This window comes from Pannonibacter carbonis, from assembly GCF_003012935.1.
GTDB lineage: Bacteria > Pseudomonadota > Alphaproteobacteria > Rhizobiales > Stappiaceae > Pannonibacter > Pannonibacter carbonis.
The window spans coordinates 86,906-106,116 of record NZ_PUDR01000010.1 but is presented as its reverse complement, the minus strand read 5'-3'; the positions used below and the strand labels follow the sequence as shown (position 1 = coordinate 106,116).

At 64.0% G+C, this 19,211-nt stretch carries 20 protein-coding genes; 7 read left to right on the top strand and 13 right to left on the bottom strand.

What is annotated here, in order from left to right:
• Positions 1–8 precede the first annotated feature (8 nt).
• Both rbbA and C8348_RS14925 read left to right on the top strand, forming a co-directional pair.
• Complete coding sequence (gene rbbA, locus C8348_RS14930) at positions 9–2,801, top strand: ribosome-associated ATPase/putative transporter RbbA (protein WP_106754149.1); 2,793 nt, start codon at positions 9–11, stop codon at positions 2,799–2,801.
• A 3-nt stretch (positions 2,802–2,804) separates the two neighbouring features.
• Positions 2,805–3,929 carry an ABC transporter permease gene (locus C8348_RS14925; RefSeq protein ID WP_106754148.1) on the top strand — a complete coding sequence of 375 codons (1,125 nt, stop codon included), beginning with the start codon at positions 2,805–2,807 and terminating at the stop codon, positions 3,927–3,929.
• Between the two features lie 31 nt (positions 3,930–3,960).
• Here C8348_RS14925 and ntrC read toward each other — a convergent pair whose 3' ends face one another.
• From ntrC to dusB, 3 genes are read right to left on the bottom strand one after another with little or no spacing between them, the layout of a single operon-like run.
• Positions 3,961–5,400 carry a nitrogen regulation protein NR(I) gene (ntrC, locus tag C8348_RS14920; protein WP_106754147.1) on the bottom strand — a complete coding sequence of 480 codons (1,440 nt, stop codon included), beginning with the start codon at positions 5,398–5,400 and terminating at the stop codon, positions 3,961–3,963.
• A gap of 2 nt (positions 5,401–5,402) precedes the next feature.
• A complete protein-coding gene (locus C8348_RS14915; RefSeq protein ID WP_198647070.1) occupies positions 5,403–6,548 on the bottom strand; it encodes a two-component system sensor histidine kinase NtrB in 1,146 nt (381 codons plus the stop codon).
• Positions 6,545–7,561, bottom strand: coding sequence for a tRNA dihydrouridine synthase DusB (gene dusB, locus C8348_RS14910; protein WP_106754146.1), 1,017 nt, complete (start codon positions 7,559–7,561; stop codon positions 6,545–6,547). The genes C8348_RS14915 and dusB overlap by 4 nt, the downstream gene beginning before the upstream one ends.
• A gap of 181 nt (positions 7,562–7,742) precedes the next feature.
• On the opposite strand from dusB, the gene ispD reads away from it, so the two are divergent.
• The 5 genes from ispD (at position 7,743) to C8348_RS14890 (ending at position 10,684) form a co-directional block, all read left to right on the top strand.
• Positions 7,743–8,501 (top strand): 2-C-methyl-D-erythritol 4-phosphate cytidylyltransferase, encoded by a 759-nt coding sequence (gene ispD, locus C8348_RS22575; RefSeq protein WP_198647069.1) that lies wholly within the window; start codon positions 7,743–7,745, stop codon positions 8,499–8,501.
• Complete coding sequence (gene ispF / locus C8348_RS22570; protein WP_198647068.1) at positions 8,498–9,016, top strand: 2-C-methyl-D-erythritol 2,4-cyclodiphosphate synthase; 519 nt, start codon at positions 8,498–8,500, stop codon at positions 9,014–9,016. The genes ispD and ispF overlap by 4 nt, the downstream gene beginning before the upstream one ends.
• Before the next feature lie 28 nt (positions 9,017–9,044).
• Entirely contained in the window at positions 9,045–9,569 is a 525-nt protein-coding gene (locus C8348_RS14900; RefSeq protein WP_106754145.1) for a CinA family protein, read from the top strand.
• A 55-nt stretch (positions 9,570–9,624) separates the two neighbouring features.
• Entirely contained in the window at positions 9,625–10,098 is a 474-nt protein-coding gene (locus C8348_RS14895) for a hypothetical protein (RefSeq protein WP_106754144.1), read from the top strand.
• A gap of 160 nt (positions 10,099–10,258) precedes the next feature.
• Complete coding sequence (locus tag C8348_RS14890; protein ID WP_106754143.1) at positions 10,259–10,684, top strand: hypothetical protein; 426 nt, start codon at positions 10,259–10,261, stop codon at positions 10,682–10,684.
• Between the two features lie 36 nt (positions 10,685–10,720).
• On the opposite strand, the gene C8348_RS14885 is transcribed toward C8348_RS14890, so the two are convergent.
• The 10 genes from C8348_RS14885 to C8348_RS14840 all read right to left on the bottom strand — a co-directional run bounded on the left by C8348_RS14885 (position 10,721) and on the right by C8348_RS14840 (position 19,165).
• Positions 10,721–11,185 (bottom strand): type II toxin-antitoxin system RatA family toxin, encoded by a 465-nt coding sequence (locus C8348_RS14885; protein ID WP_106754142.1) that lies wholly within the window; start codon positions 11,183–11,185, stop codon positions 10,721–10,723.
• Positions 11,186–11,224: 39 nt separating this feature from the next.
• The gene (lipA, locus tag C8348_RS14880) at positions 11,225–12,202 is read right to left on the bottom strand and encodes a lipoyl synthase (RefSeq protein WP_106754141.1); all 978 of its coding nucleotides are present in this window, start codon (positions 12,200–12,202) and stop codon (positions 11,225–11,227) included.
• Between the two features lie 55 nt (positions 12,203–12,257).
• Positions 12,258–12,707: an acyl-CoA thioesterase gene (locus C8348_RS14875; RefSeq protein WP_198647067.1), complete on the bottom strand. Its 450-nt coding sequence runs from the start codon at positions 12,705–12,707 to the stop codon at positions 12,258–12,260.
• A gap of 30 nt (positions 12,708–12,737) precedes the next feature.
• Complete coding sequence (locus C8348_RS14870) at positions 12,738–12,980, bottom strand: GlsB/YeaQ/YmgE family stress response membrane protein (RefSeq protein ID WP_106754140.1); 243 nt, start codon at positions 12,978–12,980, stop codon at positions 12,738–12,740.
• A gap of 23 nt (positions 12,981–13,003) precedes the next feature.
• Positions 13,004–13,252 (bottom strand): GlsB/YeaQ/YmgE family stress response membrane protein, encoded by a 249-nt coding sequence (locus C8348_RS14865; RefSeq protein ID WP_106754139.1) that lies wholly within the window; start codon positions 13,250–13,252, stop codon positions 13,004–13,006.
• Between the two features lie 64 nt (positions 13,253–13,316).
• On the bottom strand, positions 13,317–14,762 hold the full coding sequence (lpdA, locus tag C8348_RS14860) for a dihydrolipoyl dehydrogenase (RefSeq protein ID WP_106754138.1): 1,446 nt from the start codon (positions 14,760–14,762) through the stop codon (positions 13,317–13,319).
• Positions 14,763–14,850: 88 nt separating this feature from the next.
• The gene (locus C8348_RS14855) at positions 14,851–16,188 is read right to left on the bottom strand and encodes a pyruvate dehydrogenase complex dihydrolipoamide acetyltransferase (protein ID WP_106754137.1); all 1,338 of its coding nucleotides are present in this window, start codon (positions 16,186–16,188) and stop codon (positions 14,851–14,853) included.
• A 16-nt stretch (positions 16,189–16,204) separates the two neighbouring features.
• Positions 16,205–17,587, bottom strand: coding sequence for a pyruvate dehydrogenase complex E1 component subunit beta (locus C8348_RS14850; RefSeq protein ID WP_106754136.1), 1,383 nt, complete (start codon positions 17,585–17,587; stop codon positions 16,205–16,207).
• A 14-nt stretch (positions 17,588–17,601) separates the two neighbouring features.
• A complete protein-coding gene (gene pdhA / locus C8348_RS14845) occupies positions 17,602–18,654 on the bottom strand; it encodes a pyruvate dehydrogenase (acetyl-transferring) E1 component subunit alpha (RefSeq protein WP_106754135.1) in 1,053 nt (350 codons plus the stop codon).
• A gap of 184 nt (positions 18,655–18,838) precedes the next feature.
• Positions 18,839–19,165, bottom strand: a complete 327-nt coding sequence (locus tag C8348_RS14840; RefSeq protein ID WP_208983780.1) for an FtsB family cell division protein — start codon at positions 19,163–19,165, stop codon at positions 18,839–18,841.
• Positions 19,166–19,211: the final 46 nt, after the last annotated feature.

Below are 19,211 nucleotides of genomic sequence, written 5' to 3'. Positions count from 1 at the left end.
AGGCAACCATGACCCCGTTCACGGACACCCCTGCCCCGGTTCTTGTCGCCCAGCTGATCGATGTCACCCATCGTTATGGCAAGGTTCTGGCCCTCGACGCCGTATCGCTTGATGTGCCAGCCGGTCAGACCATCGGACTGATCGGACCCGATGGCGTCGGCAAGTCGACCTTGCTGGCATTGCTGTCAGGTGCGCGCAAATGCCAGGGTGGCAAGGTCCAGGCACTTGGCGCCGACCTGTCGCAATCGCGCGCGCGCCGCAAGGTGCTGCCGCGTATTGCCTACATGCCGCAAGGCCTCGGCAAGAACCTCTACATGGACCTGACGGCGGCCGAAAACCTGGAGTTTTTCGGGCGCCTGTTCGGACAGGACCGGGCCGAGCGGCAACGCCGGATTGCCGATCTGACCCGGGCGACTGGATTGTTATCCTTTCTGGACCGACCGGCAGGAAAACTCTCCGGGGGCATGAAGCAGAAGCTCGGGCTGTGCTGCGCCCTGATCCATGACCCCGATCTCCTGATCATGGACGAGCCGACCACCGGCGTCGATCCGCTGTCACGCCGCCAGTTCTGGACGCTGATCGAGACCATCCGCGCGGATCGGCCGGGCATGACCGTGATCGTCGCCACCGCCTATATGGACGAGGCCGAAGGGTTCGAGCATCTGGTGGCCATGCATGCCGGACGGATCCTGGCTGAGGGCACGGCAGCGGAGCTGAAGGCGCAAGGCCAGGGGGCAACGCTCGAGGAAGCCTTCGTCAACCTCCTGCCGGAGCGCGCCGGCCGGCCGCATGAGGCACTGATCGTGCCGCCCTTTACCGGCACTGCCGACAAGCCGGCCATCGTTGCCCGGGATCTGGTGCAGCGTTTCGGGACCTTCACAGCCGTCGATCACGTCAGCTTCGAGATCCGCAAGGGCGAGATTTTCGGGTTCCTGGGGTCGAATGGCTGCGGCAAGTCAACAACGATGAAGATGCTGACGGGCCTTCTGCCGCCGACGGAGGGCGAGGCTTTCCTGTTCGGCGAAAAGGTCAACGCGGCCAACCTGGAGAGCCGAAAACGGGTCGGCTACATGTCGCAGGCCTTCTCGCTCTATGGCGAACTGACCGTGCGCCAGAACCTGACGCTGCACGCGCAGCTCTTCCACATGCCGGCCGCCGACGTGATGACCCGTGTCAGTGAGTTGCTCGACCGTTTTCGCCTCGCTGAACATGCGGACACGCTGCCCGATGCGCTGCCGCTTGGCGTGCGCCAGCGCCTGTCGCTGGCGGTGGCCATCGTGCACCGTCCGGATGTGCTGATCCTTGACGAGCCGACGTCGGGCGTCGATCCGGTGGCGCGCGATGAATTCTGGCAGCTGCTCATCACCCTGGCCCGGCAGGACCAGGTGACGATCTTCCTGTCGACGCATTTCATGAATGAAGGCGAACGCTGCGACCGCATTTCGCTGATGCATGCCGGCAGGGTCCTCGCCTGTGACACGCCGCAGAACCTGATCCGAGACCATGGTGCCGCCAATCTGGAGGATGCCTTCATCGCCTGCCTTGAGGCGGCAAGCCCGGAGGAACCGGCAGCCGAGGCAGCGAGGGCCGGTGCGGTTCCGCCTGCCACAACTACGGCGTCAACGCCCGCAACGGCCACCGCCCCTGCCCGCAAACGCCGGGCGCCGTTTTCGTTTCTGTCGCGCCGCCGCCTGATGGCCTATTCGCTGCGCGAGGCCAAGGAACTGCGCCGCGATCCCGTCCGGCTGGCGGTCGCCCTCATGGGAACTATGCTGCTGATGCTGGTGTTCGGCTATGGCATCACCACCGATGTCAACGAGCTGACCTATGCCGTTCTGGATCAGGACCAGACGCGCGAGAGCCGGCAATATGCCGAGAGCTTTTCCGGCTCACGCTATTTTGCCGAACAGGCGCCGATCCGGTCCGAGGCGGAGATCCTGCCGCGCCTCAGATCCGGCGGCATCTCGCTCGCCATCGAGATCCCGCCCGGCTTCGGTAAGGCCCTGCTCAGGGGCGAAACACCGCAGGTCGCGGCGACCATCGACGGGGCCATGCCGTTCCGGGCCGAGACGATTGCCGGCTATGTCGAGGGGCTGAACCGGGCCTATCTGGTCGACCAGTACCGGCAACAGCAAGGCGAAGCCCCGCCGCTCGGGGTTGCGACCATCGAACCCCGGTTCCTCTACAATCAGGATTTCAAGAGCATCAACGCCATGGCACCCTCCGTCATGGCGCTGCTCCTGGTCTTCATACCGGCGATCCTGACTGCCGTCAGCGTGGTGCGCGAGAAAGAGCTGGGCTCGATCACCAATCTCTATGTCACGCCGGTGACGAGCCTTGAGTTCCTGATCGGCAAACAGGCACCCTATGTTCTTGTGGCGCTGATCAATTTCGTGCTGATGACGCTGATCGCCGTGTTCGTGTTCGGCGTGCCGATCAAGGGCAGCCTCGCAGCGCTCACGCTCGGCGCGGTGCTCTACATCCTCGCCACGACGTCCATCGGCCTCCTGTTCTCGACCTTTACCTCGACACAGGTCGCCGCAATCTTTGGCACGGCCATCGGTACGGTTCTGCCGGCGGTGCAATTCTCCGGAATGATGCAGCCGGTGTCGTCGCTTGACGGAGCCGGGGCTTTCATCGGCGCGATCTATCCGACAGCGCATTTCATGACCATCGCGGTCGGCACCTTCACCAAGGGACTGGGCTTTGCGGAGCTGTCAGCGAGCTTCCTGGCGCTGCTGCCGGCAGCCCCCTTGCTGCTTATTGCCTGCGTCCTCCTGCTGCCGAAACAGGAGCGCTGAGCCATGCGCCGTCTTGCCACCATCTACCGGCTGGGCCTCAAGGAAATCCTGTCGCTGTGGCGCGATCCGGTGCTGCTGATCCTGATCCTCTGGGCCTTTACTGGCGGCGTCTATATGGCCGCCGAGGGCATGAAGAGCGATCTCAACAACGTCTCCATCGCAGTGGTGGACGAGGACCGCTCACAGCTGTCCCTGCGGCTCGTGGAGGCGCTGCGACCGCCAGAGTTCCTGCCGCCGGAGCGGATCTCCTATGGCGACATCGACGCAGCGCTCGACAGCGAGACCTACTCTTTCGTGCTGGTGATCCCGTCGCGCTTCGAGGCGGATGTGCGGGCCGGAAAGACGCCGGCAATCCAGCTCGACATCGATGCCACCGCCATGATGCAGGCCGGGATCGGGGCCAATTTCATTGCCAATGCGCTGGGGCAGGAGTTGAACCGCTTTGCGGGCAGCCTCGGCCTGGCGCAGGACATGCCGCTCGACCTGGTGCTGCGCTATGCCTTCAACCCCAACCTGACCGGCGCCTGGTTTTCCTCGGTGATGGAGATCATCAACAACGTTACCATGCTGACCGTGGTGCTCACCGGCGCGGCAGTCATCCGCGAGCGCGAGCATGGCACGCTGGAACACCTCCTGGCGATGCCGCTAACGCCCTTCGAGATCATGATGGCCAAGGTCTGGGCCAACGGGCTGGTGATCGTCGCCGTCGTCGCCTTTTCACTCTGGATTGTCGTCGAGGGGCTGTTGAAGGTGCCGGTGGCGGGCTCGATCCCGTTGTTTCTTGCCGGAACCGTGCTCTACCTGTTCTTCGCTTCGGCCCTCGGCATCCTGCTTGGCACGCTGGCCCGAACCATGCCGCAGTTCGGCCTCCTGTTCATCCTCATCGTGCTGCCGATGAACCTCCTGTCCGGTGGCGAGACCCCGCTCGAAAGCCAGCCGGAGGCCTTGCAGATGGTCATGAGCCTGGTGCCCTCGACCCAGTTCGTGGCGATGGCACAGGCGGTGCTCTACCGGGGTGCGGGCGCTGCCATCATCTGGCCGAAGCTGGTGATGATCACCATCGTCGGCCTGACGCTGTTCACCCTCGCCGCCGCCCGCTTCCGCCGCTCCATCGCCGCTGCGCGGTGAACCATCGCAGCGGCAGGAAGCGTTGCCGGGATCAGCGGCTTGAGCGAAGCACCTGGACGTCGAGGTCGCGGATTTTTTTGCGCAGCGTGTTGCGGTTGACGCCGAGGAGTTCTGCCGCCTTGATCTGGTTGCCGCGCGTGGCCGCCAGAGCGGCGCCGATCAAGGGATACTCGATCTCGCGCAGGATGCGGTGATAGAGCCCCGGAGGCGGCAGTGCATCGCCGTAATTGGCGAAATAGCCGTTGAGGTAACGCTCGACCGCCTGGCTGAGGTTGATCTCGCCGGACTGTTCCTCGGAGGCCTGCGACACGACTGGCGTCGACAGTTCCTGCTCGAGCAGCCCTTCGCCGATCACGTCCTGCGGGTAGAGCGCTGCCAGCCGGCGAACGAGGTTTTCCAGCTCGCGCACGTTGCCCGGCCAGCGGTAGCGGCGCAACAGGTTCATCGCGGCGGCGTCGATCTGCTTGGCCGGCAGGCCTTCCTTCTCGGCCAGCGCGAAGAAGTGGCGCACCAGATCCGGAATGTCCTCGACGCGCTCGCGCAGTGGCGGAAGGCGGATCGGCACCACGTTCAGACGGAAGAACAGGTCTTCGCGGAACAGGCCCTGGTTGATCGCCTGGCGCAGGTCCTTATGGGTGGCAGCGATGATGCGCACGTCGGTCTTGATCGGGGTGCGACCGCCGACGGTGGTGTATTCGCCCTGCTGCAGCACGCGCAAGAGCCGGGTCTGCGCCTCCATCGGCATGTCGCCGATTTCGTCGAGGAACAGCGTGCCGCCGTCCGCCTGCTCGAACCGCCCCGAGGAGCGGGCCTGCGCGCCGGTGAAGGCGCCCTTCTCGTGGCCGAACAGCTCGGCCTCGATCAGGTCGCGCGGGATCGCGGCCATGTTGATGGCGACGAACGGCCCGTTGCGGCGCTTGCCATAGTCATGCAGCGCGCGGGCGACCAGCTCCTTGCCAGTGCCGCTCTCGCCGTTGATCATGACGGTCAGGTCCGTCTGCATCAGGCGGGCCAGCACCCGGTAGATCTCCTGCATGGCCGGCGAGCGGCCGACCAGCGGGATGTTCTCGCCCATGTCCTCGGTCTCGACAGGGCGGCGCTGCTTGGGCTCCTCCAGCGCGCGGGCGATGATGCTGGTGAGTTCCTTCAGGTCGAAGGGCTTGGGAAGATATTCATAAGCCCCCTTCTCCGACGCCCGGATGGCGGTCATGAAAGTGTTCTGCGCGCTCATGACGATGACCGGCAGGTCAGGTCGGAGCTTCTTGATGCGCGGCAGAACGTCGAAGATGTTCTCGTCCGGCATGACCACGTCGGTGACGACGAGATCGCCGTCGCCGGAACTGACCCAGCGCCACAGGGTGGCAGCGTTGGAGGTGAGGCGCACCGTGTAGCCGGCCCGGGACAGGGCCTGGTTCAGCACCGTGCGGATTGCTGCATCGTCGTCAGCAACAAGAATGGTCCCGGTCGGCATGGTCAGGCGGTCCTGTCGATGAAGGGGGTTTCGGGTTCAATGAAGGCAGGCATGAGGATGCGGAACACCGTGCGGCGCGGCACGCTTTCGCATTCGATCACCCCGCCATGATCGCTGATCATCTTGGCCACCAGCGCCAGACCGAGGCCCGAGCCGTTGGTCTTGGTGGTGATGAAGGGCTCGAAAATATGCGGCATCAGGTCGTCCGGCACGCCGGGGCCGTTGTCCTTGACGCAGAACTCTAGCGGCAGGCTGACCTTGTCGCTGGTGCCGGGCACCGACAGGCGCACACCTGGCCGGAAGGCAGTGGTGATGCGGATCTCGCCGTCCGGATCATTGCCGATGGCTTCGCTGGCGTTCTTGACGAGGTTCAGGAACACCTGCACCAGCTGGTCGCGGTTGGCATAGACGAAGGGCAGCGAGGGATCGTAATCCTCGACGATGCGCTTGCCGCGGGCAAAGCCGCTGTCGGCGAGCCGCTTCACGTGGTCGAGCACCACATGGATGTTGACCGGCTCGCGCTCGATCGGCCGTTCGTCCGAGAAGATCTCCATCCGGTCGACAAGTTTTACGATCCGGTCGGTCTCGTCCATGATCAGACGGGTCAGCGCGCGGTCGTCCTCGCTGGCGGACTGCTCCAGGAGCTGCGCTGCGCCTCGAATGCCGGAGAGCGGGTTCTTGATCTCATGCGCCAGCATGGCGGCAAGGCCCGTGACGGTGCGCGCCGCGCCGCGCGAGGTAAGCTGGCGGTCGATCTTCTCCGCCATGGTGCGTTCCTGGAACATCAGCACCACCGCACCCGGCCGGTCAGACACGGGCGCGGCATGGATGTCGACGACCCGGTCGGAGCCGATGCGCGGCGAGCCGATGTCCACCTTGTATTCGTTCACGGGCGCGCCGCGCTCGCGCACCTGCTCGATCAATGTGAGCAGCGGGCTGCCGAAGGGCACGAAATAGTCGATCGGATGCCGGCGCAGCACCGAGACGGAGGAGCGCAGGAAAATCTCGGCCGCCATGTTGGCCGCCTCGATCACCCCGTCCGGGGCCACCAGCAGCACCGGATGCGGCAGGGCATCGAGAATGGTCGGGCCATCCGTGGTCAGGGCGGCCGTCCGGCCGTCCTGGGATCTGGGCGCAGGCGTCGTCATGCGGCGCTCCTTGAGGGCTGCGAGGAAAACCAGGACCGCGCCAGATCCCGCACCAGGGCCGGACTGTCGCTGGTCATCATCTCGGCGCGCAGGGCGCCGGGCACGTTGTCGGTCTGGTCGAGATACCAGCCCAGATGCTTGCGGGCGATGCGCCGGCCGAGCTCCAGTCCGTAGAGCGAGAGCAGCGCGTCATAATGCTCGAGCGCGAGGTCCGCGAGCGCGGCCCCCTCGGGAGCCGATGGCACAGGCGTGCCGTTGAGATGGGCACCGATCTGACCGGGCAGCCAGGGCCGGCCATAGGAGCCGCGCCCGACCATCACGCCGGCAGCCCCTGATTGCGCCAGCATGTCCTCCGCGGCAGCGATGGACACGCAGTCGCCGTTCGCGATCACAGGAATGGTGACGGCCTCGACGACGGCGCGGATCGCCTTCCAGTCCGCCTCGCCCTTGTAAAACTGGTTGCGCGTGCGGCCGTGCACCGTGACGAGCTGGACGCCGGCATTCTCGGCCCGGCGGGCAAGATCGGGTGCGTTCAGGCAGTCCCGGTCCCAGCCCAGCCGCATCTTCAGCGTCACCGGCACCTTGACCGCCTGCACGGTTGCCTCGATCAGCGTCAGGGCATGGTCGAGATCGCGCATCAACGCCGAGCCGGAATAGCCGGTGGTCACGCGCTTGGCCGGGCAGCCCATGTTGATGTCGATGATGTCGGCCCCGGCGTCCTCGGCGATGCGGGCCGCCTCGCCCATCCAGTGGGCCTCGCGGCCGGCAAGCTGCACGACATGCAGGTCAAGGCCATCGCCCTCGGCGCGCGTCCGGGTTTCGGCATCGCCTTCGACAAGGCTCTCGCAGGCGACCATTTCCGAGACGACGACGCCAGCGCCAAAGCGGGCGGCGAGCCGGCGGAACGGCAGGTCGGAGACGCCGGACATCGGCGCAAGAAACGCCCGATTCGCCAGGCGATGCGATCCGATGACCAAGGGGTCAGTTGGGGAAAAGGCGCTGATCGTGCTCATATCGTGTGCAAGTTTCATTCTGCCTACAGAGTAGTCATTTTTTGCGCTGCGGCAAGCGTCATGTTTCCGGTAGAGCGGAAGTGCGGCAAATAACCGGTTGAGCGCTCCGGGTGAAAGCCTTTATCTGCAGGCAGTTCACTGCAACCCCGCAGCTTTGCCTCTCTTCCTGGACAAAAACGCCATGACAAGCCCTCCCCTCGTCGATGCGCTCGTCGTTGCTGCAGGCCGCGGCACACGGCTTAAGCTTGCCGACGACAGCGCCCCGAAACAGTACCTGCCGCTTGCAGGCCGACCGGTTCTGACCTGGACGCTGGAGGCGCTGTGTGCGTGCCCGGAAATTCACCGTGTCCAGGTGGTGATCCATGTGGATGACGATGCGCTCTACGATGAGGCTCGCAGGGCGTTGTCTCCAGGAGCAGCCGCGCGCCTGCTACCGGCTGCAACTGGCGGCGACACCCGCCAGGCGTCGGTACGTCTGGGGCTGGAGGCGATGACCGCCGGTCGTGATGATGTTCGCCACGTGCTCATCCACGATGCGGCGCGGCCATTCTTGCCGGCCGAGGTGGTGGCGCGGCTGGTGGCCGCGCTGCGGGCAGGCGACCTTGCCGTGCTTGCCGCCCTCCCCGTCCACGACACGCTGAAACGGGCCGGACCGGACGGCTTTGCCACCGGCACAGTTGACCGCAGCGGATTGTGGGCAGCGCAGACACCGCAGGGCTTTGGCCTTGCAGAGATTGTCTCCGCCCACCGCGCGGCCCTTGCCGCAGGCGAAACCGCCTTTACCGATGACACATCGCTTGCCGAATGGGCCGGCCTGAAAGTGAGGCTGGTGGAAGGCGCCGCCGAGACTTACAAGATCACCACGAGAGCCGATCTGGACCGGGCCCGCATGGATGTGGACCGGTTCGCGGCAACACTGAACAGGAACGCCCCCGCATGACCGACTGGTCCAACTACCCCGATATCCGTGTGGCCACCGGCTATGACGTGCATGCCTTTGAAGCCGGTGATGCGGTCATCCTTGGCGGGATCGCCGTGCCGCATGAGCGCAAGCTCGCCGGCCACTCCGATGCCGATGTGGTGCTGCATGCGCTGACCGATGCCATCCTGGGTGCAATTGCAGACCGCGACATCGGAGCCCATTTCCCGCCCTCCAATCCGAAATGGAAGGGCGCGGCCTCGGACCAGTTCCTGATCCACGCCATGGATCTCGTGGCCGCGCGGGGCGGCAAGGTCGCTCACCTCGATGTGACCATCGTCTGCGAGGCCCCCAAGATCGGGCCTGTGCGTGATGCGATGCGCGAAAGGATTGCCGAGATCTGCGCCCTGCCGCTTGGCCGGGTCTCGGTCAAGGCAACCACCTCGGAGCGTCTGGGATTTACCGGGCGCAAGGAGGGCATCGCCGCCCTCGCCACCGCAACCGTGCGTCTGCCCGCCGGGCAGGACGAGGCCTGATCCATCCCCCGCAAGCAGGAGCCCTGGAATGACAGAACTTGATCCCCTGCTGGCGGAGACCGCCGACCTGGTGAAGTGCATGGCCGAGGCCGGTTTGAAACTGGCAACGGCCGAATCCTGCACCGGCGGTCTCGTTGCCGGGCTGGTGACCGAGGTTCCGGGATCTTCGGCCGTGCTGGACCGAGGTTTCGTGACCTATTCCAACGAGGCCAAGGCCGAGATGCTCGGCGTGCCGATAGCACTGATCGCGGAGCATGGGGCGGTCAGCCGGCCGGTTGCCATCGCCATGGCAGAAGGCGCGCTCGCCCGCTCAAGGGCCGATATTGCGGTTGCCATCACCGGAATTGCCGGCCCGGGCGGTGGCTCGGCGGCAAAGCCGGTCGGAACCGTGCATTTCGCCTGTGCCGCACGAGGCCAGGACACGGTTGCAGAGATGCACCAGTTCCCGGACACCGGCCGGGCGGCGATCCGTGCCGAGGCGGTCCGCGTCGCCGTTCGGCTTGTTTCAAATTTTACCGATGTTCTGAAGGCATCTTCAAACAGTTGCCCGTAAAACCGTAGCCTTGTGCGAGGCTGTGTGAGGCTTCGCACCGGATACAGAGGGTACCATGCGCGCAATGATTGCGTCGCTCTGGCTGGCCATATTCGGTCAGACCGTATGGGCAGATGAACTGCCGGTCGAGGGAGAGTACTTCCTCATTGCCCGTCAGAATGACGGCAGCTTTTCCGGGAGCCACAAGGTTCTGGACAAGCCCGGAGAGGGCTATGTCGAGGCAACCTATTGCGGCCGCGTATTCTGGGTCCGGCCGACGACCGTTGCCTGGACGCAGATGGAAGTCTCCGAATATCGCCGCCGTGTCGCGCTGGAGTTCAACGCCGGCCGCGGTTGGCGTCCGCTGTGCCAGGAGGCGCACAAGGAAGTCCAGCTGGCAGATATTGGCATCACGGAGGAGGACTTCGTCGTTGCCAATGGCGGCGACTACTCCCGTCCGACCAGTGAGAGCCGCTTCAAGGCCATCAGCGACCGCTTCAACACGAAGCGCGGCCCCTCGCACAAGAGCAGCAGCTATCATCAGAATTGACGGGCCCACGCCCTCCTGTACCCACGCCTTTCCGCGACGCTCATATTTTATTAAATATTGAGCGCCGATACTCATTCTTAAGAAACAGTTATTGTTCACACTGGCATCGATCAGTACCGACTGACAGACGGTTGGCCGGGCAACTCGATGGGATCCTGTCGTGAAGTGGTATGTCGTCCTGATGATCGCCTTGGGCCTGGTTGCGCCGCCATCGGCTGCAGAGGCTTATCGCTATCCCGAAGAGTTTCACATCATATCCCGGGACAACATGAACCGGTTCCGGGGCAGCCATCAGCTGTTGCGGCGTGCCCAGGACGGCTTTGCCGCCGTGATCTACTGTGACACCACCTACTGGGTCCGCCCACGCACGGTTGCCTGGACCGAACAGGAAGCCGAGCGCGGCTATACGCTTGCCATCGAGACTAACAGCGGCAGTGGCTGGGCGCAGGTCTGCCTCAATCCACAAAACCAGGTCCGGCTGCAGGATCTCGAACTGAACCGCCAGGAAGAGCGGGCTGCCACCTCCGAGCCCGCGCCGCGCAAGTTTCGCTTCCAGGAAATCAGACGCGCCTTTGAATCGCGCTGACGTTCAGGCCGGAGTCATGCCGGAGTCATGCCGGAGTCAGGCCGGTGTCGCCGGGCCGTAGACGTCATCCGCCCGCGCCTCGAAGGCGCCGGCAAACTTGCGGAAGGCCATGTCGAACATGGCCCCCATCAGCGATGCAAGGGTCCGGCTCTTGAAGTCATAGGTGATGAAGAACTTCACCTTGCAGCGCCGGTCATCGACGGCGGCAAAGCTCCAGCGGTTTTCCAGATGCCGGAATGGCCCGTCGAGATACTCGACGAGGATCTCGTTCTTTTCCCGGTCGAGGGTGACCTTGCTGGTGAAGGTCTCGCGGAACAGCTTGTAGGCCACCGTCATGTCGGCGATCAGCACTTCCCGTGCCGCATCGAGCTCCTTGCGTCCGCGCACGACCAGATTCTGGCACAGCGGCACGAACTGCGGATACTTTTCCACATCAGCCACGAGATTGAACATGTCGTCCGCAGAGTGGCCGACATCCCGGGTCGTATCAAAGGACGGCATCGTTTCCTGTCCAGCTCCAGTCCGCTTGCAAGGCCCGCGTCAGTGACCGAGCTTGGCCGCGCGCGCCGCACGCAGGTCCGCGAAATCTTCACCCGCATGGTGTGAAGACCGCGTCAACGGGCTTGCGGAAACCTTGAGGAAGCCCTTCGCATAGGCAATCTTCTCATAGGCCTTGAACTCCTCCGGCGTGACGAAGGACAGCACCGGGTGGTGCTTTTTCGAGGGCTGGAGATACTGGCCGATGGTGAGGAAGTCGACGTCGGCGGTGCGCAGGTCGTCCATGAGCTGCAGCACTTCGTTCCGCTCCTCGCCGAGACCCACCATGATGCCCGACTTGGTGAACATGGTCGGGTCGAGTTCCTTGACCCGCTGCAGCAGGCGGATGGAGTGGAAGTAGCGCGCACCGGGGCGCACCTTCAGATACTTCGAGGGCACGGTTTCCAGATTGTGATTGAACACATCCGGCTTGGCGCGAACGACGATCTCCAGCGCGCCTTCCTTGCGCAGGAAGTCGGGCGTCAGAACCTCGATGGTGGTCTTCGGCGCCTTGGCGCGGATCGCGGCAATGACGTCAGCGAAATGGTTCGCGCCGCCATCGTCCAGATCATCCCGGTCCACGGAGGTGATGACCACATGCTCGAGGCCCATGGTGGCGACGGCCGTGGCAATGCCCTCGGGCTCATGCGGGTCGACGGCGGTGGGCATGCCGGTGCGCACGTTGCAGAAGGCGCAGGCGCGGGTGCAGGTGTCGCCGAGGATCATGAAGCTGGCATGCTTCTTCGACCAGCACTCGCCGATGTTCGGGCAGCCCGCTTCCTCGCAGACGGTGACGAGCTTGTTCTCGCGCACCACCTGATGCGTCTCCCGGTAGACGGGCGACGTCGGCGCCTTGACGCGGATCCACGCCGGTTTGCGCGCGACCGGATTGTCCGGGCGATGCGCCTTTTCCGGATGGCGGGGTTTCTGGGCGTCAGTGTCCGGCTGCGGCCGGTTCAGGGTGTCGAGGATCGTGACCATGTGCACCAGATGTAGCGGTTCTGCGCGAAGGTCAAGAGCTGCCTTCGCCGCGGGCCTATGCGTTGTCGTTTGAACTGATGAGCTGCGTCAGCCGCGCGACGGCGGTTGGAGACAAGGGACATGACTTGCGTGTCGTCTCGTCCATCTGGACGATGACGGAAACGGCGCGCGCGGCGCAAACGTCATTCTGGAAAACGGCCTGTTCGAGCGTCATCGAGCTGGTGCCGATCTTCAGGACACGCGTGCCGATGGCAACTTCGCCGGGCCAACGGATCTCGGCCATAAAGTCCAGCTCAAGACGGGCGATGACGAAGGCGGCCCCTGCATCTGCCAGATCGATACCCGTGCCAGACGCCGCGCCGAACAGCGCCTCGACCCGGCCGGTCTCCAGAAACGTCGCAAAGACCGCGTTGTTCACATGGCCCTGACGATCGGTGTCGCCGTAGCGCAGCTTGTCACGGGCGACGCTCGGGTAGTCTTCCAATCTGACGGCCTTGGCGTCCACGCCCCTCTCCCCTGCCGGCAAGAACGCGGCTCAGCGCCCGCGGATCTTGCGCCAGAGAAACAGGAACAGGATTGCCCCGACAGTTGCCACCACCAACTGGTCGAGTATCCCGCCCGTAATGTTGAGCTTCAGCATTTCGGACAGCTTGCCACCGACAAGTGCGCCGATGAGCCCCACGATGAGCGAGCCAAGAAACCCGCCCCGGCTGTCGAGCACCCGGTGGGCGACGGCACCGGCGATCAAACCGATGATGATCCAGTAGAGAAAGCCCATGCCGTCTTCCTTCAGTTCGTGTCTCAGGCCAGCATCCGCGCGATCAGCACGACGACAATCGCACCAATTGCCGCCACCAGGATTTCATTGACCAGCGGATGGCCGATATTGATGGAAATCCCTGTCGCCTTGACCAGGAAGCCACCAACGAAAGCTCCGATCAACCCGGTCAGCAGGTATCGGAACAGACCGCCGCCGCCGACAATGAAACTTGCAATCCAGCCTGCCAGCAGACCGATGATGCACCAGATGACAATCGCCTTGACGTCCATGACAACACCTCAACCTTCAATGAAACAAAAATGAAAGCCGCCGCCCGGGACGACGGCTTTCCGATCAAGCATTGAGGGCGCGGCCATAGGCGTCAAGCACACTTTCCTTCATCATCTCGGAAAGCGTCGGATGCGGGAAGATCGTGTGCATCAGGTCTTCCTCGGTCGTCTCCAGGTTCATGGCGACGACGAAGCCCTGGATCAGCTCGGTCACTTCCGTGCCGACCATGTGCGCGCCGATCAGCTCGCCGGTCTTCTTGTCGAAGATCGTCTTGATGAGGCCGTTGTCCTCACCCAGCGCAATCGCCTTGCCGTTGGCGCCGAAGGAGAAACGGCCGACGCGGATGTCGCGGCCGAGTTCCTTGGCCTTGGCTTCCGTCAGACCAACAGAGGCAACCTGCGGGTTGCAATAGGTGCAGCCCGGGATCTTGCCCTTGTCCATGGGGTGGACATTCGGCAGGCCGGCGATCTTCTCGATGCAGATGACGCCTTCATGCTCTGCCTTGTGGGCGAGCATCGGAGGACCGGCCACATCGCCAATGGCGTAGAGACCAGGCACATTGGTGCGGCCATAGCCGTCGATCACGACGCAGCCGCGATCGGTCTTCACGCCGAGGGCCTCAAGGCCGAGGTTCTCGATGTTGCCCTGCACGCCGACAGCCGAGATCAGGCGGTCAGCGGTGATCTCGGTCACCTTGCCGTCCTTGGTTTCCACATGGGCGGTGATGGAGTTGGCCCCCTTCACCACCTTGGCAACCTTGGCCTCGGTCATGATCTTCAGGCCGCGCTTTTCCAGCGCCTTGCGGGCGATCGCCGAAATCTCGGCATCTTCCACCGGCATCACCTGCGGCATGACCTCGACCACGGTCACGTCCACGCCCATCGAGCGGTAGAAGGACGCGAACTCGATGCCGATGGCGCCAGAGCCCATGACGACCAGCGACTTCGGCATGAAGTCCGGCTTCATCGCCTCGAAATAGGTCCAGATCAGCTTGCCATCCGGCTCGATGCCCGGCAGCGCGCGCGGGCGGGCGCCGGTGGCGATGATGATGTGCTTGGCCGTGTAGGTGCCTTCACCCTTCACACCCTTGGGTGCGGGGTGCTGCGGCTCGACGGCGGGTTTGGACGACTTGCCGACGACGATTTCACCTGGCTTGGTGAGCTTGGCTTCACCCCAGATGACGTCGATCTTGTTCTTCTTCATCAGGAAGCCGACGCCGCCGTTGAGGCGGGCCGAAACGCCGCGCGAACGGGCGACCACGTCCTTGATGTCAGCCGTCATCTTGCCTTCCAGCTTCAGCCCGTAGGACTTGGCATGGTTGGCGTGATCGAGAATTTCAGCGGAGCGCAGCAGCGCCTTGGTCGGAATGCAGCCCCAGTTGAGGCAGATGCCGCCCAGATGCTCGCGCTCGACAATGGCAGTCTTGAAGCCGAGCTGGGCCGCACGGATCGCGGTGACATAACCGCCCGGGCCCGAACCGATGATGAGGACGTCATAGCTGTCGGCCATGGAAGTTCCCTCGCCTGTTTCGCAGGAATTTTGCGTGTGCCAAAAAGGAAGAAAGGCCCCGGACCAGCCGGGGCCTCGCTGAGGTCACTCAGACCAGCATGCTCATCGGGTTCTCGATGTAGCCCCGGAAGGCTCCGAGAAGTTCTGCGCCGAGTGCGCCGTCGACGCAGCGGTGGTCGGTCGAAAGCGTGACAGTCATGACGGTGGCAACCGCCAGGGCGCCGTTCTTGACGACAGGACGCTGTTCACCCGCGCCGACGGCCAGAATGGTCGCATGCGGCGGGTTGACGACGGCCGAGAAGCTCTTCACGCCCATCATGCCCATGTTGGACACGGCGGTGGTGCCGCCCTGGTACTCTTCCGGCTTCAGCTTGCGGTCCTTGGCGCGCTGGCCCAGGTCCTTCATCTCGTTGGAGATGGTGGACAGGGCCTTCTGCTCGGCGCTGCGGATGATCGGGGTGATCAGGCCGCCCGGGATCGACACGGCGACGCCGACATCGGCGTGCTTGTGCTTGACCATGGCATCGTCCGTCCAGGAGACGTTCGCATCCGGCACATCGCGCAGGGCCAGAGCCATGGCCTTGATGACCATGTCATTGACCGAGAGCTTGTAGGCCGGCTTGCCGTCCTTGGACTTCGGAGCTGCGTCGTTGAGCTGGGTGCGCAGGGCCAGGAGCGCGTCGAGTTCGCAGTCGACCGACACGTAGAAGTGCGGGATCGTCTGCTTGGACTCGGTGAGACGCTTGGCAATGGTCTTGCGCATGCCGTCATGCGGCACGAGCTCGTAGGAGCCTTCGGCGAAGAGCTTGAGCACCTGGTCCTTCGACGGACCGGTGGCCAGCGCCGGTGCCGGGGCAGCAGCAGCCGGTGCGGGCGCAGCAGCCGGGGCAGCGGCAGGAGCCGCCTTGCCGGTGCCCGACTTCAGGGCCGCTTCGATGTCGCGCTGGACGACACGGCCATGCGGGCCGGAGCCGGCGATGGCCTTGAGGTCGAGCCCGTTCTGGGCCGCAAGACGCCGGGCGAGCGGCGAGGCGAAGACCCGTGCCCCACTGGACGCCGGCGCTGCGGCGGGAGCAGCAGCGGCCGGAGCGGCGGCGGCAACCGGTGCTACAGCCGGGGCAGCAGGTGCTGGAGCAGCAGCCGGAGTTGCAACGGGTGCAGCCGAAGCCTTGGACGCATCCTCGCCGTCAGCGGCCAGCACGGCGATCACTGTGTTGACCTTGACGCCCTGGGATCCGGCCGGAACCAGGATCTTGGCGATGGTGCCTTCGTCGACGGCTTCCACTTCCATGGTCGCCTTGTCGGTCTCGATCTCGGCGATCACGTCGCCGGAGGAAACCTTGTCGCCTTCCTTGACCAGCCACTTGGCCAGATTGCCCTCTTCCATGGTGGGAGAGAGGGCCGGCATGGTGATGTTGATCGGCATCTGTGCCTCCCTCGCCTCAGGCCTTGTAGGTGACGGCTTTCACCGCATCGATGACTTCCTTGACCGTCGGCAGCGCCAGCTTTTCAAGGTTGGCGGCGTAAGGCATCGGAACGTCCTTGCCCGTGACGCGCAGGATCGGGGCGTCGAGGTAGTCGAAGGCCTTTTCCTGGACCTGGTAGCCGATTTCCGAGGAAACGGAGCAGACCGGGAAGGCTTCCTCGACGGTGATGCAGCGGCCGGTCTTGCGGACCGAGGCCAGAACCGTGTCGATGTCGAGCGGGCGGATGGTGCGCAGGTTCACGACTTCCGCCGAGATGCCCTGGGCTGCCAGTTCGTCCACGGCCTTCATGACATAGGTCATGCCGATGCCCCAGGAAACGATGGTCACGTCCGTGCCGGCACGCTCGATCTTGGCCTTGCCGATCGGCAGGACAAAATCGTCGACCTTCGGCACTTCGAAGGACTGACCGTAGAGGATCTCGTTTTCCAGGAAGACGACCGGGTTCGGATCGCGGATGGCAGCCTTCAGCAGGCCCTTCGCATCGGCGGCCGACCACGGCTGGATCACCTTCAGGCCCGGGATATGGGCATACCAGGAGGCATAGTCCTGGCTGTGCTGGGCGCCGACGCGGGCGGCAGCGCCGTTCGGACCGCGGAAGACAATCGGAGCACCCATCTGGCCGCCGGACATGTAGAGCGTCTTGGCAGCGGAGTTGATGATGTGGTCGATCGCCTGCATGGCGAAGTTGAACGTCATGAACTCGACGATCGGCTTCAGGCCAGCCATCGCAGCGCCGACGCCGAGACCGGCAAAGCCGTGCTCGGTGATCGGGGTGTCGATGACGCGGCGGGCGCCGAATTCATCCAGCAGGCCCTGCGTGATCTTGTAGGCACCCTGGTATTCGGCCACTTCCTCGCCCATGACGAAGACGCGGTCATCGGCGCGCATTTCCTCGGCCATCGCGTCGCGCAGGGCTTCGCGGACGGTCATGGTGACCATCTCGGTGCCAGCCGGTGCGTCGCTGTCGGCAGACCCGGAGGTAACGGGAGCAGCCGGAACCGGAGCTGCAGCAGCGACCGGCGCAGGCACGGCAGCCGGGGCCGGGGCAGCGGCGGGCGCCGCTGCGGGTGCAGCGGTTGCTGCGGAGGCATCTTCGCCTTCAGCCAGGAGAATGGCGATGGCGGTGTTCACCTTCACGTTCTCGGAGCCTTCGGCGATCAGGATCTTGCCCAGCACGCCCTCGTCGACGGCTTCCACTTCCATGGTTGCCTTGTCAGTCTCGATCTCGGCGATCACGTCGCCGGCCTTGATGGTGTCGCCCTCGGCCTTCAGCCACTTGGCGAGCTTGCCCTCTTCCATGGTCGGAGAGAGAGCCGGCATCAGAATGTTGATCGGCATGGTATCCCCCGGCCTTAGAGCAGAATGTCGGTGTAGAGCTCGGACACATCCGGCTCCGGATCGTTCTGGGCGAATTCGGCCGCCTCGGCGACAATCGCACGCACATCGCGGTCGATGGTCTTGAGATCGTCATCCGATGCCCAGCCATTCTCGATCAGACGCGCGCGGACCTGCTCGATCGGATCGTGCTCGGTGCGCATCTTCTGCACTTCGTCCTTGGAGCGATACTTCGCCGGGTCGGACATGGAGTGACCACGATAACGATAGGTGATCATTTCCAGGATGTACGGGCCCTTGCCTTCGCGGCACCAGGCCAGCGCCCGGTCGGAGGCTGCCTTCACGGCGCGCACGTCCATGCCGTCAACCTGCTCGCCCGGGATGCCGAAGGACAGGCCGCGCTGGGACAGGTCGGTCATGGCGGAGGCGCGCTCGACGCTGGTGCCCATGCCGTACTTGTTGTTTTCGATCACGTAAATGACCGGCAGCTTCCACAGCTCGGCCATGTTGAAGCTCTCGTAGACCTGGCCCTGGTTGGACGCGCCGTCGCCGAAGAAGGCCATCGAGACGTTGCCGTTGCCGGTGTACTTGTTGGCAAAGCCGATGCCGGTGCCAAGCGCGACCTGCGCGCCGACGATGCCGTGGCCGCCGTAGAAGTGCTTCTCCTTGGAGAACATGTGCATGGAGCCGCCCTTGCCCTTCGACAGGCCGCCCCGGCGACCGGTCAGCTCGGCCATGACGCCCTTTGGGTCAAGGTCCATGGCCAGCATGTGGCCGTGGTCGCGATAGCCGGTGATCATCTGGTCACCGTCCTTCTTGGCCATCTGCATGCCGACGACGACAGCTTCCTGACCAATGTAAAGGTGGCAGAAACCGCCGATGAGGCCCATGCCATAGAGCTGTCCCGCCTTCTCCTCGAAGCGGCGGATCAGAAGCATTTCGCGATAGGCATGGAGTTCGTCCTCTTTGGAGAACTCTGCGATGGCGGGCGCGGCCGTATTGGCGGCGCCGCTGGACCGGGTGGCGCCTTTCGCGCGCGTACCGGCGGAAGACTTGTTCGTTGCGGCCATGACCCTCGTCTCTGCGTGACGTTTCCCCTAGGAAAGCAAGCGGAAGGTAACCCGCGATCCTTGTCAATCCAAGAGGAGGTGCGTTGGGAAGGAAAATCGGATAACTAATTGAATTAAATGAAAAAAAAGAAATAAACTAATATATGGTTATTTCGGCAAAATGAACTGATTTTCGGTTACTTTTTCATCTTGCAGCCGGACGCAGGATGGCAAGTTCATTGACATGAACAACATTGAGATTTGCCCGGGCCCGCTCGTCCACCATGTCCGGATCAAGGCTCTCGGGACGCAGCAGGCTGACACGGGTGGCGATGTGTTCACGCTCGTCCGTCAGCACGCGCAGTTCCGCTTCGAGCGCAGCAACCTGATGTTCGATCCGCTCGCGGCCAGCCATCCCGAATTCGCCATTCACCGCATGATAGGCGAAATAGGCCAGCACGGCGCTGGCCGCGACCGGAATAATGAAACGGCGAAGGACTGACTTCTTGCGCTGACGGGTGGTAGCAGACACGCGGGACGACCTACACGGGACAATGGGCCTTTGAGATCAACTGTGC

Excerpts from the sequence above, each read along its gene's own strand:
- rbbA (WP_106754149.1), top strand. The coding sequence starts at position 9 with ATGACCCCGTTCACGGACACCCCTGCCCCGGTTCTTGTCGCCCAGCTG.
- C8348_RS14925 (WP_106754148.1), top strand. The coding sequence starts at position 2,805 with ATGCGCCGTCTTGCCACCATCTACCGGCTGGGCCTCAAGGAAATCCTG.
- ntrC (WP_106754147.1), bottom strand. The coding sequence starts at position 5,400 with ATGCCGACCGGGACCATTCTTGTTGCTGACGACGATGCAGCAATCCGC.
- C8348_RS14915 (WP_198647070.1), bottom strand. The coding sequence starts at position 6,548 with ATGACGACGCCTGCGCCCAGATCCCAGGACGGCCGGACGGCCGCCCTG.
- dusB (WP_106754146.1), bottom strand. The coding sequence starts at position 7,561 with ATGAGCACGATCAGCGCCTTTTCCCCAACTGACCCCTTGGTCATCGGA.
- ispD (WP_198647069.1), top strand. The coding sequence starts at position 7,743 with ATGACAAGCCCTCCCCTCGTCGATGCGCTCGTCGTTGCTGCAGGCCGC.
- ispF (WP_198647068.1), top strand. The coding sequence starts at position 8,498 with ATGACCGACTGGTCCAACTACCCCGATATCCGTGTGGCCACCGGCTAT.
- C8348_RS14900 (WP_106754145.1), top strand. The coding sequence starts at position 9,045 with ATGACAGAACTTGATCCCCTGCTGGCGGAGACCGCCGACCTGGTGAAG.
- C8348_RS14895 (WP_106754144.1), top strand. The coding sequence starts at position 9,625 with ATGCGCGCAATGATTGCGTCGCTCTGGCTGGCCATATTCGGTCAGACC.
- C8348_RS14885 (WP_106754142.1), bottom strand. The coding sequence starts at position 11,185 with ATGCCGTCCTTTGATACGACCCGGGATGTCGGCCACTCTGCGGACGAC.
- lipA (WP_106754141.1), bottom strand. The coding sequence starts at position 12,202 with ATGGTCACGATCCTCGACACCCTGAACCGGCCGCAGCCGGACACTGAC.
- C8348_RS14870 (WP_106754140.1), bottom strand. The coding sequence starts at position 12,980 with ATGGGCTTTCTCTACTGGATCATCATCGGTTTGATCGCCGGTGCCGTC.
- C8348_RS14865 (WP_106754139.1), bottom strand. The coding sequence starts at position 13,252 with ATGGACGTCAAGGCGATTGTCATCTGGTGCATCATCGGTCTGCTGGCA.
- lpdA (WP_106754138.1), bottom strand. The coding sequence starts at position 14,762 with ATGGCCGACAGCTATGACGTCCTCATCATCGGTTCGGGCCCGGGCGGT.
- C8348_RS14855 (WP_106754137.1), bottom strand. The coding sequence starts at position 16,188 with ATGCCGATCAACATCACCATGCCGGCCCTCTCTCCCACCATGGAAGAG.
- C8348_RS14850 (WP_106754136.1), bottom strand. The coding sequence starts at position 17,587 with ATGCCGATCAACATTCTGATGCCGGCTCTCTCTCCGACCATGGAAGAG.
- pdhA (WP_106754135.1), bottom strand. The coding sequence starts at position 18,654 with ATGGCCGCAACGAACAAGTCTTCCGCCGGTACGCGCGCGAAAGGCGCC.